The sequence below is a fragment of the Mesorhizobium sp. M0904 genome (genome assembly GCF_040319475.1).
GTDB lineage: Bacteria > Pseudomonadota > Alphaproteobacteria > Rhizobiales > Rhizobiaceae > Mesorhizobium.
The window spans coordinates 1-14,476 of the sequence record NZ_JAMYOC010000047.1 but is presented as its reverse complement, the minus strand read 5'-3'; the positions used below and the strand labels follow the sequence as shown (position 1 = coordinate 14,476).

Here is a 14,476-nt window from a genome sequence, read left to right as displayed (position 1 = left end):
CATCGCATCAAGAAATGCGCCTGGAACGATGACTATCTCATCAATGCCATCACTCATATGCGATAGCCCTGCCCTCGAGGGGGAGATTAACTAAGGCTCGGCGTCGAACACCGGCGTCATCGCCCTGATCGTGCAGGGCGTCGGGTTGACATGACGAATGCGCACCCGCCCCTGCCCTTCCCAGCTATCGTCGATCGGCACCTCGACATTGCCGGTGAACAATTTCGCCATGCCGTCGGGTGCAACCACGGACGGGATGCGAACCTGCTCCCAGCGGCCGCGGATGAACGACTGGACCTGAAGCCCGGTTGTGTCGGTTTCCAGCAGCGAAAGAATGAGCTTGGCCACCTTCTTGCGCCGCCCGACGATCGATCCGTCGCGGCCGCCGACATCGAGCTCCAGCGTGTTGGCTTCGGACTGGTAGCCGAGCCCGACCTGCCATGTGACTGCCGTAGCTCCACCGGGCAACGAAACCGCGCCAGCCGCCACTAGAAGGCCCTTGTAGACCTTGCCATCGGCAAGCGCGTCGACTGTTTCGCCGTTGAGATGACCAAGCCCTGAGACCGTGCCGACAGCGACGCCGTCATAGGTCAGGCCGCAGTCGATTTCGAATGCATCCTCGATCACGCCATACTCAAACGCCGCGGTCTTTATTTCGATATAGCGCCTGGTCACGCCGCCGATCGTGCGCTTGACGATCAGCCAGAGATCGTCGTTGCCGTCCTGGCCGGGCGTCACCACGGCGCTTTCGACAACAGCCCAGTTCGATCCGGCGAAGCTTCCGGCGATCTGGTGGATATGCATGCCGCGAACGTCTTGCGACGGCTGGTGCGTGTAGCCGCCGAGCTCGCCATCCCCGAGCGGAAACCACAGCAGCGGGTCGGGGTCGGTCTGGAAGGCGAGTTCAACGACGCCTTTCTTCGGAATGTGCTCGGAAATCTGCCCGACATCATCCGAGGTGAAGCGGCCGGTGGCGTTTTGCGTCAGCTCGGCGATCGATTTGCGGGAGCGGGTCACATAGAGGAACGACTGCCCGGCATCGACGGGACGCAGCGGGGCACAACCGAAAGTCCGGGACCGGCGGTTCTTGAACGAGGACGGCGTCAGCGCCTCGTCGATGCCCGAGCCCGACAGGGCCCTCACCCCGCCAAGCGTTCCGATGATCAGCGCACCGTCCGATTCCGCCACCCACGTAATGTCATTGGCCTGACCGCCACCTGCCTGCACGAATTCCAGCGCGTCGGTGTCTTTCTCACCGGTGGCGAAGTTGTCGAAATCGCCGGTTTGCGAGGCATAGACCGAGAATTTGCGGCTGAACGCCAGACGCTCCTCGTAAAGCGAACCGCTCTGGACGTACTTGCCGGGCACGAACGTGCCGAGACGCCAGCGGATGATCGGGCTGAGATCGGGCAGAGCGTGCCCGTATAACTGGACCGTGACTACCGTCGTGCTGGGCCGGCCAACGACCTTGGCCCAGCGCCAGAAGCCATCCGCGCCAAGCAGACGAATGGCGCGACCGATATCGCTGGTCTGGAAGCCGATGCCGTCATTGATGCCGACGATCGAGGATGCCGAAAGATCGAACGGCGTTTGCGACGGCGCGTATTCGTGCAGGGCCAGTTCGGCGATAGCGGTTCCGTCGCTGCCGCCACCTGAAAACAGCAGCTGATAATATTCGTAGGCAACCGTGTTGTTGAAGCCGTCGAAGAAGCGGGTTTCCGACTTGGACCAGCCGGTCTCTCCGTCCCGGCTGTCGAGCGTCGTCCAGTCGGTGCCGTTGTGCGAGGCCTGGAATTGCCACTGGGTCGGCGATGCAGTGTCTGAGTGATCATTCGTGGCGGTAATCCAGTAGGCGTCGACCGTCTTGGTCCCGCCGCCGCCGAACTGGTAGCGCAGATACCCGCTCGGAAAGCCCGCTATATTCTCTCCCTTCTGCTTGTCGCCATCGAACACCTGCCACACGTCGGATGAGCCGTTGCTGTTGCTGACCGTGCCGCTTGGCAGCGTATTCGAGGCCATGACCGGCATGGCGTTGCCGGTTGCGGCCGGTGTCAACGTCGTGGCGGTGGTGTTGATCTTGTCGTATGGGCCGTCGAGAAAGACGAAATCGGCGAGCGTCCAGGTCGTGTGCGCGGTGCGCGTCAGCACTTTGACCGGATGATCCTTGTGGGTGATCCACATCTGGTCTGCCGACTGGACGAATTGCAGGTCGAACAGATCGGCCTCGAGATAAGGCGAAACGACTTCGACCGTGCCGACACGCGCACCATAGGCATAGACGCGGATGTAGAGATCGCCGAATTCGAGCGCATAGGCCTGGTCGGCCGAGAAGATGAACGGGATCAGCCGTGTCGCCTTTGACGGAGCCTTCACCTCAGCGCAAAAATACGTGCCGCCGCGCTTCCTGATGCCGCCATGCGGCAGCGTGACGAAATTGGTGCATTTCGACAGCGCCGCCCGGTAAAGCTCGAGCGAGGCGCGAGCATGCAAGCGGGGAGAAATCTCACCGCGGATGAAAGCGTCCTGGACCGGATAGAGCGTGGTCATCGGCCGACGAACCTGTTGTCGCCGCGCTGGAGAGCCCAGGAGGATCTGCAAAATCTGCCCCCGCGCTGGATGGCATTGGCCGAGTAGGCGGCATCCAGCGCCCTCTCATAGGCGCTGCGGGCGACGTCGATCATGCCGGCCTTGTGGGTCAAGGGATGCGCGATCTTGACGGCGAGCGCCGCCACCATCACTTCGCTGAACAGCGCATCCCAGTCGTTCGGGTCGGTCAGGTTGGCGACATAGCGGATGATGCGCGGGCCGGCCTGATCGGAATAGATCAGCCCGGCCTCCTGCCGCCATGAGAGCGGAACGCCGTCCGGCTCGCCATTCCCCGTCAGCGGCAAGGGCCGCAGGCAATCGGCGGGAAGCTCATAGGCAAAGTTCAGCGTGCCAGCACCGCTGCCGGTGTCGAAGCCGGCGACCGAGGCTGCCAGGATGGCGAAGACAAAGGCATGTTTGGTCAATTCGGCCTCGCGGGTCAGGTCGAAATGCAGATTGAGCAGGCGCGCCGCCTTGGCGTCCTGGTCGAGGCTGTCGATCGGCGCCTCGTCGAGCACGGCGAGCGCCATGTTGGCGATGTCGAGCGGGGTGATGGCCATGGCTCAGGCCTCCGGCTGTGTGATTGGTCGGGGAAAACGGGACATGGTGCCTCCACGGCAAAAAGGCCGCTTCGAGGCGGCTGGGGATTTCTTGTGATTTGTGGCTTGGGCAGATGTTGCACGTCTCGTGCATGAGGCCGTCACGCCACCAACCGCCCATCAGGAAATGGCGTGGCAGACGCTTCGTCAGTCGTCTTTTCCCATCGAGCAAGGAAGACGGCAATGCTTGGGCTATTGCAGTTTCACGACACCGCCGCGCAACGCGGCGATGTCTTGCCTTGATTGTGTCAGCCGACGCGTGCGCTGGTCGCGATCCACTGCCCTGTTTCGGCTGACTTGACAAAGGCGCCTGATTTCACCCTTCCGGCACCTCCTGCCATGGCCAAGCCCTTGTCCAGGGCATTCTGAAGACTTGGTGTGTAGTAGGCGGTGTTTTCCAGACCGCTGAAGAAGTTTATGCGATGAACGTTCCCCTTCTTGCTCATGACAATGCCCGCTTTTCGGAGCACTTCCTGAACTGTCTTGTACTTCATGTTCATAGTTACCTCCCTTGCCGAGACAGGCAGCATCGCCCTTTCTTGTAACTGTTTGGTGCCGTCGATTGACCAGAGGGCAACATGAATGTTGTAGCGAACCCCAAATTCACATCACTCTGACGCAGCGCGGCGGGTGAACTTGGGATTCGCCACAGTGGCCGACCTGGCGTCCCGAAGGGGCGAGACGTCGGACGCCCGCCCCTTCGCCGATCAGGACTCGGTCGTCTTCAGCGCGATGAACGTCATGTGCTTGACGCTCGAGGCCGTGCGGTCCCAGTTTGCCGCCAGTGCCAACTCGACATCGGTGGCGAATTCGCCGGCCGAGGACGCGTCGAGAAAGCGGGTGCCCGGCACATGCGGCACGAAATGCCGGCGGCCGACCATTTCAGTGACGCCGCCGCCATGGCCCTGCCGCGGCTTGCGGTCGAACTCGAGCGGCCCGCCTTCGGTGTTTACCGGCAGCTCGTTCCACAGAATCGCCTTGTCCTTGAACATGAACGCGGTGTAGACGCCGCCGGCAACCGGAATGTCGTCATCGACGACGGCCCTCAGCCCCATGTAATAGGGGATCAGCGGCCCGCCCTGCTCGGACGACGGCACATAGTCGATGAGGTCGGCGAGTTTCAGCGCCTTCATCTGTTTCGAATGCATCCAGATCGTCTTGAACTTGTCGGCGCGGTCGCCCATCAGATAGGCGGCCTCGATGATGTCGGTGTCGACGATGGAGGCGCCGGTGACGCGCACCAGGTCGCCGGCGTCATTGGCGATGTTGTCGGCCAGCACGCCTTTCAGGATGCCGAGCAGCGTCAGCTTGTTGGCGCGCTGCCAGTAGTCGGTCTGGCGACGCACGATGAGCTTCTGCGGATCGTCACCGGCAAGGATCGAGGTCAGGTCCGGGATGCCCCAGGCCTGCGCACGCACATTGCGGGCCGCGACTTCGCGGCGCGCGCCGATCTTCTTCATCTCGATCGAGTCGGCCGGGTCGTCATTGACCGGCTCGGAGGGATCGTTGCCGAGGTCCTTCCAGCCGGGCATGTCGACCGAACGACCGCCGAGGCTGAGCTTCGAGGCGATCGACGGGTCGGAAAACAGGATCCCGGCCTGGTAAATCTCCAGCGACTGGACGTGCTCCTCGAACGAGTATTGCGCGTAGACGGACGGAACGATCGCGTCCGCGATACGGGTGTAGGCGTCTGCCATTTTTGTCTTCCTTCAGGTTTGGGGTCAAAGAGGGTTGTTGGGCATCCACAGGTCGGGGTTTTCGCCGGCCTCGCGTGCCAGCCGCCGGGCGCGGGCGGGGTCGCTTTTGACCAGGGCCGAGATGCCAGTCAGGTTGCGCTCGCCGGCGGCATTGCGCTTGAAGGGGTTGCCTCCGCTCAAGGCAGCATTGCCGTCGATCGTGTCTTCGCGGAACATCGCCTCGCCGATAGCGTGGAACGCCTTGGCGATCTGCGGGTCGGTCAAGGCGCCGTCCGGCAGAAGGATGCCCTTCGCCTTGTAGGCATTGACCAGGCCGAGCTTCTTCATCGCCCGGTTGGCGACCTCGAGCTTCTGGCGAAAGCCATCGCTCCCGGTCGGTCCCCAATCCCGCACGAGGTCGTCGTGCGTAGTCTCGACCGAGCGGGCAACGGCGATTTGCTGTGCCTTGGCCTGCTCGGCCATGTAGCCGACGAAGCGGTCGTGATAGGCCTGTGCAACCTTCGGGGTAGCACCTGCCTCGACCGCCCAGGCCTTGGACGCATTGGCGAGCTCGTCCGAATAGGCGAAGTTTTCGGGGAGCCCGTCGGGGCGCCGGTACTCGACCTTGTCGGGCGAGGTCAGCGGACGCATCGCCTCGGGCAGCCGGGCATGGAACCTGTTCCAGTCTTCCGCGGCTGCATCGGCTGCCGGAACGCGCAGGCTCTCACCCTGCTGCCGCTCCAGCTCCGCATAGGAGGCGAAAACCCGATCGAGGCTTTCAGGCTTGGTCCAGCCCTTGGTTTCAGCGAGCTTGCGGTTGCCTTCGGAAAGACCGTCAAACCAGCTTGCGGCCTTAGGCGGGGCGGACCCGTTGTCCCCGTTGGCCGGTGGCCGTGCAAGGTTGCCCGCCGGTGGCGCCGCCACCACGGACCCGGCGTCTGCCAGATCTGTCATGAGAAGATTCCTTTTGCTGAGAGTTTGAAGGCCGGTGATGAGAGCACTGGCGGTGAAACTTGGTATCTCCCCCCTCGAGGGGGAGATGGCCGGCAGGCCAGAGGGGGTAGCCGCGCGTGGAGCGCCGACCTCATCTGTCGCCGGGGGTCGCGCCCGGTCGAACCGACCCCCTCTGTCGCCTTCGGCGACATCTCCCCCTCGAGGGGGGAGATTAGCGCCTACGCATTGTCGCCCCAGTTCTCCCAGAGCAGCGTGATCGTGCCGGTAACGGCAATCGTGCCGTCGGCATCGATGTCGGTGCCGGTGGCAAACGCCAGATTGAGATAGAGGTCGACCGGCGTCACGGTGCCGTCGAGCGTCAAGGCTGCGGCAACATCGGCAATCGACGCGCTCGACGGCGCGGCACCGGCGCCATCCAGCGTGCGGCCGGTCGCGCCCAGCACATTGACCATGGTTCCGGCAAGCACAGCGCTCGACCCTGCCGCCGAGCCGAGCGACCAGGTCAGCGCGGCATTGTCGTTGATGGTCGACGCGCGGGTAGTCAGCACCGCAAACTGCAGCCGGGCCGTACCGCCCTTGATACGGATCTTGCCATCGATGAAATCGAACAGCTTCTGGCTGGCAAAGGCCTGCGCATCGGTGACCGGCACCGGCATGGCATTGAATGAAAAGACCGTGCGGTAGGTGCCGCCCTGTCCGCTCGTCCTGGCGGAAAGTCCGGCCCTGGGCGGGGCAAGGCCGGCTTCTCTGGCGGCGGCACGCGAAAGCGTCCGGGCAAGACCTCGGGTCATTTGGTTTCTCCATTTTTGGGATTTGAGGAAGAGTTAGCCGCTGCGTAGAAAAAGCAGATCGGGCACATGGGCCGTCAAAGATTAGTCTCGTTTGGGCATCGTCTTGCCGAGCCGTCGTCTCCGGCCGTCAGACAAAAACAACCATGTCTTATTTCGTGAGGCACGGTGCCTATGTTCCGCCGCAAATGCGACCCTACTTGGCAAAATCAGCCTGCGTATTAGTTCATAGACTTCAAGGGAGTATCAGACGATGACCGTATCCAGAGCCATTGCCGCCATGTTCGTAACCGCCGCGCTGGCAGGCTGCGCGCAGACCGAAGCACAGCAGAGAACCAGCACCGGTGCGCTGCTCGGCGCCGGCGCCGGTGCGCTCGCCGGCCAGGCCATAGGCGGCAACACCAAAAGCACGGTTATCGGTGCAGCCAGCGGCGCCCTGCTCGGTGCGGTCGTCGGCAACGCCACCACCCCGCAACCGCGCGGCGAACAGCTCTGCCGCTATCAGGATCGCTACGGCCGCATCTACACCGCGCCCTGCGACGACCGTTATTATAACGGTAATTATTGAGCGTAACGAAGCGCCGGCGGCAGCCGATCTCCCCCCTCGTGGGGGAGATGTCCGGCAGGACAGCGGGGCGCCGTAGGCGCCAGCCATAACAGCAATTCCAATCAATGCAGAACATTCAATCCACGAAATTTTCGTCCACGAACATCTCGGCAAATTTCTGGGGTGGAGGGTTACGCCATTGACGCGAGCGATTTCGAGATTCCTTGCCACATATCCCGGATTGCTGCCGGCATCCCCTGCGGTATGTGGATAGCCTGGGCAATTGCGTCATGCCATTGTCCCTCGCCGCCATAGATAGATTGCAGTTTGGGGGCCATCCTTTTCAAGCCATCCTCCGACTCTTGAGAAAGTTCTCCGATCGCCCAGAGCACATAAACATCGAGCAGCCTAAGCAGCGGCTGTCCGTCATAACGTGGGTTAGTCAACATTTAACCTTTCACGCATCATAGGTGGCATAATAAATAACCCGTTCGCAGATGGCAGAAATGCTTGGCTTTTCTTTCTGCGATGCAACCAAAGCCTCGGTAATCTCGATCGCAAGGTTGATTTCGAGAAAGTATGCCAGGCCCTCTTTAGCTGCCTCGGGTGGTACCAACACCCCATCCTGCTGAGGCAGAACCATCGCGTCTGAATCCTCTGTCCAAGGCTCCGCCGCGTAGATTGTGGGCTCCGCTGCGTAGACCGGGTCCTCCTCGTCAAATTCCGACAACCGCCCAACGATATCCAGCAACTTCATTTTTTTCCCCATAGGGAAAATCCTCCTCGGCCATTCGGATGCAGTGCTTTCTGGAAGATACTCCCTCGATCATGTTGAGATCTAGGGACGAGTTGCATTACACCGGGTTCGTAAACTTGCACAATGATCGGCCGAAAGCGTCATGGCCTCCGCAAGGTCAGTGCTCCCCGCACCCTACCCATCCGCCGGTGCCGCTTTCTCCGGCGCCGCCTTAAGCAGAATCCCGATAGCTCGATTCCAGTAGCGCACCGCCTCAAAATGCCCTTGTCTGGTCAACCAGATCTTATTCTCCAAACTGACTGGATCGCCGATCTCAAACAGCTCCATGCCCTTGGGGCGTAAATATCTATTTTGGTCGGGCATTTTCAGTCCACCAACCGAGCAAATAGATCGGCGAGGTCACGCGCTATCGTCTCAGCGGATTGCCGATTCATACCTATGAATGGGATGCGTACGATTCGCATGGCCGCATCTTCAGTGTCGAAGCCATAGCCTTCACCTCCTCCGTCAGATGCGAATAAGAAGATGCCTGGCTCATATTTTTCAACCTCATATCCGCGGTTGAAGTCAGCCAGTTCTTCGGCTTTAAAAAAATAGTATAGTTATTGCCGATGAAACCTTCGCCTCCATTATGCTCTTTGAGGAAATCATGTAATCCTTGGCAGCACGACTCCCAACCGTGCGGACAGGCCGTCGACGACTGCGGATTCAGCCGGTGCGTCGAATGTCCCTCAGTTAAATATGTCCCATTGCTATCGTCCCAGGTCGCTCAGCAACTGGTTCCACCACGGCATACCCCTGTTGTCGGTGAACTGCCGCCAAACTTCACTGGATTGATTTCATGCACATCCACTACGGCGCGAACTATGGCAACAATAGCACTACCGACCGTCGTAGGGCTCAATCGTCGCTGACGGAATACCAAAGCGGTCGAGTAGATTCAGCACACGCTCTATATGACCACACGCAGATCGCCAGCAATGATAACATCGCCGAACCATCCTTCCATCTGGTAGGTGAGTTTGCTCACAACAGGGGGTGAACGCTTGTGTCCATGATGGTGCCACGGCCTATTCCGCCGGCGACATTGGGCTTTATGTAAAAATAGTCCACCATTCACCTAATGAGGATCAAAAAAATGAAAGCCCAACCTCATTGCTACTTACCATCGTAAGGCTCGATGACAGCAAACGGTATTCCCAATGATTCCAGCAAATCAAGAATGCGTTTCGAGATGACGAGGCGATAGTCCGCTGCGATCCCGAAATCGTCCCGGCCGGCCTTGCCATTCACTTTAAGCCAGACGAAGGGTGGAAGTTCCTGCCCAGGTTGATCCTCATGAAACTCTTCGGATGTTGTCACTTCGGCGTCGGCGAACGTCGCGCCTGAAAAACCCATCTTTTGCAGTGCGCGCTGGGTGTCTTCGGTGACGAGGTAACACGGGAACGTCGTAACGATCACATCGCCAAACCAGCCCTCTATAACGTAGTGAAGCTTGGTCACGATTGGCGGATGGACACTCGAGTCAAGAACGGTGTTTTCACCAAGTCCACCAGCGACGTTCGGCCATATGTAAAAATATTGCATCACTCACCTATTGGAGGATTGAACAGATGTCCGTATTGTTTGTCGATATAAGTCACGTAGTCCAGCACCTGCTGACGCGTTGGCTGGGGGTGCGACGCATAAAATTTATCCCATTCGAATCGGAAAACGATCTTGTGCAAAAGGTTATCTAATCCTTTTGGTATGCCGCGAAGATTTTGAAGAGAGTGCATCTCATCTTCAGCAACAAGGCTTGGATATCTGGTCCATATCTGTTGCTCTGCAGCGTGATGGACGACAACCTCTCCCTTTAGATTCGGGTTCGCATCAAGAAATGTTTTGCGGTAATTTTTTGAAAGAGCTTTGCCAAACGATGCTCCCGGATGCCTAATCTTAGAGGGGTCTCTGGCGATCGACTTTATTATCGCAAGAAGCTCAGCCTTGTCAGGCTTGACGCCGGTGCTCAAGAGGTAAGCGGCCTCTTTTGCTGCATTTATTGCACGAGACTCAACCTCGGTCGTCTGGCGAACCGCCGCTCCCTCAACGGCGAGTTCTGATGTGGCCCGCGACCCACCGGCCGTAAGCTCCTCTAACGGCTTGGCAAACTTGCCCGTCCCGGCGCGGACAATGGCCAGTCCTTTTGCAACGGCTTGGCCGAGTGACTCGAACGCCAGGCTGCCCTCTGCAGCTAATCCGGAGGCAGAAGTGACCGGCAGTTGACTGAGCGCGTCCAAAGGATCGTCGCGCAGATCCTGAAGAAACAGCCCAATGTCGTGCGGGGCTCGGCCTAGGCCTTCAAAACCTTCGGTGAGGTAGTCGCCGAAGTCCTCCGCGGCGAGTTCCAGTTTCGATTGAGGCTTCCTGCGGTTTGAAGGAGCAGGCGGTTGATTCTGCTTCCCGGCGATCACAGGTGCAACAACGGGCCTAGCCGGTTGGCTTTCGACCGATTGAGGAAGCCCGGCTTGGACGAGCTGTTGGGATAAGGCTGCTCGGACCTCTGGATCGGACGCCCCACCAACGAGGCTGTACAGGATGGTGTGCTTGTCCGCCTGTGGCACGCTCCCGTCTTTGAATGTCGTGGCGATGTTCTTGAGAACAGACCATGGGAAAGGTTGATAGTTCTCGATGCCCAGTTGCTTTTGTGCTGCAACTGAAGCGGCGATTGCTCGGACATAAGTTCCTCGGTCGTAGGTGTCCGGCCCTCCTTCACGATTCCATGACTCGCTGTCGGGAGTGGTGATCTCGCTCCAGGCTGCGTCGACGCTCGGAAAGACCTTGCGAACGTATGCGGCAGGGTCCGTCCGTCTGGCGTCCAGCGTCTGAAGCGCGGCGGCGGCCGTGACGTGATACCGCGCCTGCTCCCCTTGGGAACCTGCAGGACCAGGTTCGGCATCGCGTAGCGCCGCATGGATTGCTTGGTTCGGCATGGTGCGCATGCCGAAGGCCTGACGACCAACATCAATCTTTCTGGCAAAATCCCCGTACTGCTTGCCGCCCTCCTCGACGCCATAGACAGCGATGAAGGCGTCCCGACCAGGCATCTTGCCGGAATAGGCGCCAGTCTGTGCGATGGCGCCCGGCGCGTTCTGCTCGGCGAGACCAATGTTGGTGCGAAACTCAACCTGCTGAGCAATGTTGGCCGCCTGCGCCTGTCGGATCAGCGCTGCCTGTTCCTGTTGCGGAAGGTCGTCCCTGAACGCCTGCGCCAACCTTTCATCCGGGGTCTGCATGCCGACGCGGTCACCCTTCGCTGCCGCCGCATTGGGCGCACCAAAGGCGCTGGAGCCGCCAACGACTTCGGTGGTGTCGTCCTTAGTTCGGTTTCCAGCCTGCGCGGCACCCAGCATCTCTGCAGCACGTTTCGGGTCCTGGGCGATCATCGCCTGGATCAGCGCCTTGGCCGTATTGCTGCGCCAGGCGACTTCCGCCGCTTGTCGGGCAAGCGGGTTGCGGAATTTGGCGATTAGGTCAAAGCCGTTCTGCCGGATCGCGTCGAAGTTCTCGGTGTCCTTGGGGTTGCTTTGCGCGATGGCACTGGTTGAGATGTTGTCGACCTTGGTCCACTCGGCCTGCTCATATTCGTCGCGCCGCTGAAGCTGCCTCGCAGCCATCCGTAGTGAGCCGGCCTCGCGCAATGCCTCCTTCTGCCTGGCGAAATTGGCGCGCTGGCTTTCGGGCATTTTCGGCAGGGCATCGGCGAACAGCGTGTCGAAAAGGCCGGTCTTGATCATCCGGCCGGTGCGCGGATCGACCTGGCCATACATCGCGTCATGCAGGCCGGCACCATCGGCCGGCGCGTTTGCCGCCACCTCGTCTTCCGCCTGCCCGATCTGGCCGTTGAACCGACGGCGCGCGAGGTCGGCGTCGAACGCCTCCTCCTGCTGCTTCTGCTGCTGGTAGCGTTCGGCGACGGCAGAGAGCTCGTCGCCAAAACCCTGCATCGCCCTGCCGACCGGCGATCCTTCGGGATAGGAGAGCACATTGCCGGCATCGAGCCGGCGCTGGGCAAGCTGGAGAGGTATGGTCGCCATCTATTTGTGTCCTGCCATGAGCGCGCCGGGGATCGTGGCGCGGCGCTGCCGCGCGCCGGCCCCGTGCCGCCGCCTTCGTCGGGTCATGAATTTTGGAGAGGTCGCCAATGAGAGTGTCGCCGGCACTGAAGATGCTGGCGGTCTGCGCCGTCGGCTAAATGCCTCGGCAAAATATTGTCATTCCCTTATGAGTTGGCCGGGCTCGCGGACTCCCGCGAACGATCGGTCGGAGCAGGCCATGACTGTGGCAAGGCCGCCGGTCCTAAGCCCGCTACCCTTCCAACCGCGCCGCCTTCTCCAGCGCCGCCAGCTGCGCTTCGTCCAGCGTCAAGAACCCCATAATGTGCTGCACCACTTCGGCCCGCGCGTTGCTGAGCGCGCTGTGCAGCTCGAAGCCGTTCGGCGTCTTGGTCTTGGCCAGCCATTCGCCGTAGGACGGGCGGCGGTAGTACCCGGTGACGCTGGCTAGATCAGCCAGCACCATTTCGCCGTCCTGGCCTGAGAACACTCTGAGATAGGCCTTGGCCAGCGCATCCCGCGCCTTGGCCGGGCCGCCGGCCTGGCTGGAATGGGCGAAGCGTTTTTGGCTCATGCCCCGCCACCCTGTACGTCGCCACTCTGCACGTCACCGCCCTGCGGCATCCGCCCGCCGAGCCCATCGAGCAGGCCGCTGTCGCGCGCCTGCACGGCCGCCGGTACTGCATCCCTGGCCACCTTGCCGGCGGTGGCGACCGCCGCCATGCCGGCCTGCGCCTGCTGCGCCTTGGCTCTGGCATCGCGAATGCCCGCCACCTCGTCCTGGCGGCGGAAGATGCGTTGTGGGCTGCGGCCGGCACCCTGCACGATCTTCAGCGCCTCGTCGCCGTCGATGTTGTCCATCACGCCGGGATCGAACTGCGCCATCTGCATGGCGGTGGTGACAACCTGGATGGTGTCGCGTGCCTCGGCCGAGCGGCGCAGCACGTCGAGCGGGCCGGTGAAGGTCGGCCGCAACGCCTTGCCGGCAAGGCTCGCCGGCGGCAGGAAGCGGCTTCGTAAAGGCCCTTGTCTTCCAGAATACCCAGCTCGCGATCGAGATTCGAGGCAAAGCCGGACTGGATAATCGAGCCCGAGGGGCCGAGCAGCGCGCCCTTTTCCTCTTGCCGGATCAAGGCCTCGGTCGCCGTCATCTGCGGGTTCTGTACCAGCGTCTGGAACAGATTGACGAACATCATGTCGCGGATCTCCTCGGCCCGGCTGTCGGCGTAATTGAAGGCATAGGTCGGGTTCTGGCCGGTGGCGATCGGCGCGATCAGCGGCCGGCCGGCATCGTCGATCAGGCCCGGGTAATTCTCGCCGGGATTGAGCACCGGCACATAATCGAGCCTGGCCTTCGAGGCGGTCGCCGGATCGGTGATCTGCTGAAGTGCGCGCAGGCCGGAGCGCCGCACGGCGTTCTCTTCGCGCACCGTCGTCAGTGCCTCGATGGTTGGCGAGATGCCGTAGGGATCGCCCTCATAGCGGCGCCAGTTGAAGCACGATACCGGGAAGGAGCGAAAACCGCTCTCCCTGACGATCGCCTCTTCGTCCTCGATCACATGATAGGACGCGAACGCCGTGTCGAGATACTGGTAGGAGCCGCTCAGGCTGTACATCTTGCGCTCGTCGCGCGGCTGGATGCACTGGATCAGCGAGATTTTTGTCTCGCATTTGGCGGGGTCGTCGACCAGAACCTTGATCCGCGCCGGCAGTCTGTCGTAGCCGAGCAATTGCGCCGCCTGTCTTGCGGTGCGCTCGTAGCGGCGGTGGAAGATATCGACCTGGCCCCAACGGTTGCGCGAGAGATAGCCTTCGACCACCGGGATCGAGGCATAGCGGATCAGCGTGCTGCCAAAACCCTCCTCGGCGTAGAGATAGGCCGGGCCGTAGCGCACGACATTGCGCAGGCAGGCCTGCGTTGCCGGCACGAAGTTCGAGTTGGCGGAGTAGCGCAGCGAGAACAGGAAATCGCGCAGCGCTTCCGCCCATTCCTTCTCCTCGTCGGTCTCATCGTCGTTGATGGCCGCGGTCGACAGACCGTGCCATTTCTCGGATTGTGGAATGATCAGGCTTTCCAGTCCGGCGGCCAGCCGGTTGGCGGCCGAGTTGATGGTATTGGCGTAGACACGCGAACCGCGCCGCTCCTGCCGCTCGGCCTGCGAGTCCGCGCCGGCCTGCCGGCGGCCGCTCCACATGTCGGGCGCATCGGGATCGCAGAATTCGGACACCGCCTCCCAGACATGCTCGTACTGGCTGCGTTCGCTCTCCAGTTCTGCCTGTCGCGACAGAATATCGCGAGCACGGGAATCGCTCATGGTCAGCCTCGCTTGATGGAATTGATTGAAAAAAGAAAACGGCGGGACGCCGAAGCCGCCGATCTCCCCCCTCGAGGCAGGGCTATCGCATATGAGTGATGGCATTGATGAGATAGTCATCGTTCCAGGCGCATTTCTTGATGCGATGGCTGATGGGGAC

15 protein-coding genes are annotated in these 14,476 nt (G+C 61.1%); 1 reads left to right on the top strand and 14 read right to left on the bottom strand.

Annotated features, from left to right (window positions below; translation table 11 throughout):
* Positions 1 to 90: 90 nt before the first annotated feature.
* The 6 genes from NKH80_RS29745 to NKH80_RS29720 all read right to left on the bottom strand — a co-directional run bounded on the left by NKH80_RS29745 (position 91) and on the right by NKH80_RS29720 (position 6,606).
* Positions 91 to 2,547, bottom strand: a complete 2,457-nt coding sequence (locus NKH80_RS29745) for a phage tail protein (RefSeq protein WP_352705227.1) — start codon at positions 2,545 to 2,547, stop codon at positions 91 to 93.
* The gene (locus NKH80_RS29740) at positions 2,544 to 3,146 is read right to left on the bottom strand and encodes a phage connector family protein (RefSeq protein ID WP_352687431.1); all 603 of its coding nucleotides are present in this window, start codon (positions 3,144 to 3,146) and stop codon (positions 2,544 to 2,546) included. Before NKH80_RS29740 ends, NKH80_RS29745 begins: the two co-directional genes overlap by 4 nt.
* A 287-nt stretch (positions 3,147 to 3,433) precedes the next feature.
* Positions 3,434 to 3,685, bottom strand: a complete 252-nt coding sequence (locus NKH80_RS29735; protein ID WP_352687429.1) for a hypothetical protein — start codon at positions 3,683 to 3,685, stop codon at positions 3,434 to 3,436.
* A gap of 207 nt (positions 3,686 to 3,892) precedes the next feature.
* Complete coding sequence (locus NKH80_RS29730) at positions 3,893 to 4,882, bottom strand: Coat protein (RefSeq protein ID WP_352687427.1); 990 nt, start codon at positions 4,880 to 4,882, stop codon at positions 3,893 to 3,895.
* A 24-nt stretch (positions 4,883 to 4,906) separates the two neighbouring features.
* Complete coding sequence (locus NKH80_RS29725; protein WP_352687425.1) at positions 4,907 to 5,815, bottom strand: hypothetical protein; 909 nt, start codon at positions 5,813 to 5,815, stop codon at positions 4,907 to 4,909.
* 218 nt (positions 5,816 to 6,033) lie between these two features.
* Positions 6,034 to 6,606: a hypothetical protein gene (locus NKH80_RS29720; RefSeq protein ID WP_352705229.1), complete on the bottom strand. Its 573-nt coding sequence runs from the start codon at positions 6,604 to 6,606 to the stop codon at positions 6,034 to 6,036.
* A gap of 250 nt (positions 6,607 to 6,856) precedes the next feature.
* On the opposite strand from NKH80_RS29720, the gene NKH80_RS29715 reads away from it, so the two are divergent.
* Positions 6,857 to 7,171: a YMGG-like glycine zipper-containing protein gene (locus NKH80_RS29715; RefSeq protein WP_352687421.1), complete on the top strand. Its 315-nt coding sequence runs from the start codon at positions 6,857 to 6,859 to the stop codon at positions 7,169 to 7,171.
* A gap of 170 nt (positions 7,172 to 7,341) precedes the next feature.
* On the opposite strand, the gene NKH80_RS29710 is transcribed toward NKH80_RS29715, so the two are convergent.
* From NKH80_RS29710 to NKH80_RS29675, 8 genes are all read right to left on the bottom strand, one after another.
* Complete coding sequence (locus tag NKH80_RS29710; RefSeq protein WP_352691822.1) at positions 7,342 to 7,599, bottom strand: hypothetical protein; 258 nt, start codon at positions 7,597 to 7,599, stop codon at positions 7,342 to 7,344.
* An 8-nt stretch (positions 7,600 to 7,607) separates the two neighbouring features.
* On the bottom strand, positions 7,608 to 7,907 hold the full coding sequence (locus NKH80_RS29705) for a DUF7716 domain-containing protein (RefSeq protein ID WP_164759187.1): 300 nt from the start codon (positions 7,905 to 7,907) through the stop codon (positions 7,608 to 7,610).
* A gap of 174 nt (positions 7,908 to 8,081) precedes the next feature.
* Positions 8,082 to 8,270 carry a hypothetical protein gene (locus NKH80_RS29700; protein WP_352475512.1) on the bottom strand — a complete coding sequence of 63 codons (189 nt, stop codon included), beginning with the start codon at positions 8,268 to 8,270 and terminating at the stop codon, positions 8,082 to 8,084.
* Positions 8,271 to 9,065: 795 nt separating this feature from the next.
* Positions 9,066 to 9,494 (bottom strand): hypothetical protein, encoded by a 429-nt coding sequence (locus NKH80_RS29695; protein ID WP_352475513.1) that lies wholly within the window; start codon positions 9,492 to 9,494, stop codon positions 9,066 to 9,068.
* Positions 9,494 to 11,983 carry a hypothetical protein gene (locus tag NKH80_RS29690; RefSeq protein WP_352705231.1) on the bottom strand — a complete coding sequence of 830 codons (2,490 nt, stop codon included), beginning with the start codon at positions 11,981 to 11,983 and terminating at the stop codon, positions 9,494 to 9,496. The genes NKH80_RS29695 and NKH80_RS29690 overlap by 1 nt, the downstream gene beginning before the upstream one ends.
* A gap of 271 nt (positions 11,984 to 12,254) precedes the next feature.
* Complete coding sequence (locus NKH80_RS29685) at positions 12,255 to 12,575, bottom strand: Bbp19 family protein (protein ID WP_352475515.1); 321 nt, start codon at positions 12,573 to 12,575, stop codon at positions 12,255 to 12,257.
* Positions 12,572 to 12,976 carry a hypothetical protein gene (locus tag NKH80_RS29680; RefSeq protein ID WP_352995574.1) on the bottom strand — a complete coding sequence of 135 codons (405 nt, stop codon included), beginning with the start codon at positions 12,974 to 12,976 and terminating at the stop codon, positions 12,572 to 12,574. Before NKH80_RS29680 ends, NKH80_RS29685 begins: the two co-directional genes overlap by 4 nt.
* Positions 12,862 to 14,316 (bottom strand): portal protein, encoded by a 1,455-nt coding sequence (locus NKH80_RS29675; RefSeq protein ID WP_352995571.1) that lies wholly within the window; start codon positions 14,314 to 14,316, stop codon positions 12,862 to 12,864. The genes NKH80_RS29680 and NKH80_RS29675 overlap by 115 nt, the downstream gene beginning before the upstream one ends.
* Positions 14,317 to 14,476 lie beyond the last annotated feature (160 nt).

What these genes read in the sequence shown, in the direction of transcription:
- NKH80_RS29745 (WP_352705227.1), bottom strand. Translation starts at nt 2,547, where the DNA reads ATGACCACGCTCTATCCGGTCCAGGACGCTTTCATCCGCGGTGAGATT.
- NKH80_RS29740 (WP_352687431.1), bottom strand. Translation starts at nt 3,146, where the DNA reads ATGGCCATCACCCCGCTCGACATCGCCAACATGGCGCTCGCCGTGCTC.
- NKH80_RS29735 (WP_352687429.1), bottom strand. Translation starts at nt 3,685, where the DNA reads ATGAACATGAAGTACAAGACAGTTCAGGAAGTGCTCCGAAAAGCGGGC.
- NKH80_RS29730 (WP_352687427.1), bottom strand. Translation starts at nt 4,882, where the DNA reads ATGGCAGACGCCTACACCCGTATCGCGGACGCGATCGTTCCGTCCGTC.
- NKH80_RS29725 (WP_352687425.1), bottom strand. Translation starts at nt 5,815, where the DNA reads ATGACAGATCTGGCAGACGCCGGGTCCGTGGTGGCGGCGCCACCGGCG.
- NKH80_RS29720 (WP_352705229.1), bottom strand. Translation starts at nt 6,606, where the DNA reads ATGACCCGAGGTCTTGCCCGGACGCTTTCGCGTGCCGCCGCCAGAGAA.
- NKH80_RS29715 (WP_352687421.1), top strand. Translation starts at nt 6,857, where the DNA reads ATGACCGTATCCAGAGCCATTGCCGCCATGTTCGTAACCGCCGCGCTG.
- NKH80_RS29710 (WP_352691822.1), bottom strand. Translation starts at nt 7,599, where the DNA reads ATGTTGACTAACCCACGTTATGACGGACAGCCGCTGCTTAGGCTGCTC.
- NKH80_RS29705 (WP_164759187.1), bottom strand. Translation starts at nt 7,907, where the DNA reads ATGAAGTTGCTGGATATCGTTGGGCGGTTGTCGGAATTTGACGAGGAG.
- NKH80_RS29700 (WP_352475512.1), bottom strand. Translation starts at nt 8,270, where the DNA reads ATGCCCGACCAAAATAGATATTTACGCCCCAAGGGCATGGAGCTGTTT.
- NKH80_RS29695 (WP_352475513.1), bottom strand. Translation starts at nt 9,494, where the DNA reads ATGCAATATTTTTACATATGGCCGAACGTCGCTGGTGGACTTGGTGAA.
- NKH80_RS29690 (WP_352705231.1), bottom strand. Translation starts at nt 11,983, where the DNA reads ATGGCGACCATACCTCTCCAGCTTGCCCAGCGCCGGCTCGATGCCGGC.
- NKH80_RS29685 (WP_352475515.1), bottom strand. Translation starts at nt 12,575, where the DNA reads ATGAGCCAAAAACGCTTCGCCCATTCCAGCCAGGCCGGCGGCCCGGCC.
- NKH80_RS29675 (WP_352995571.1), bottom strand. Translation starts at nt 14,316, where the DNA reads ATGAGCGATTCCCGTGCTCGCGATATTCTGTCGCGACAGGCAGAACTG.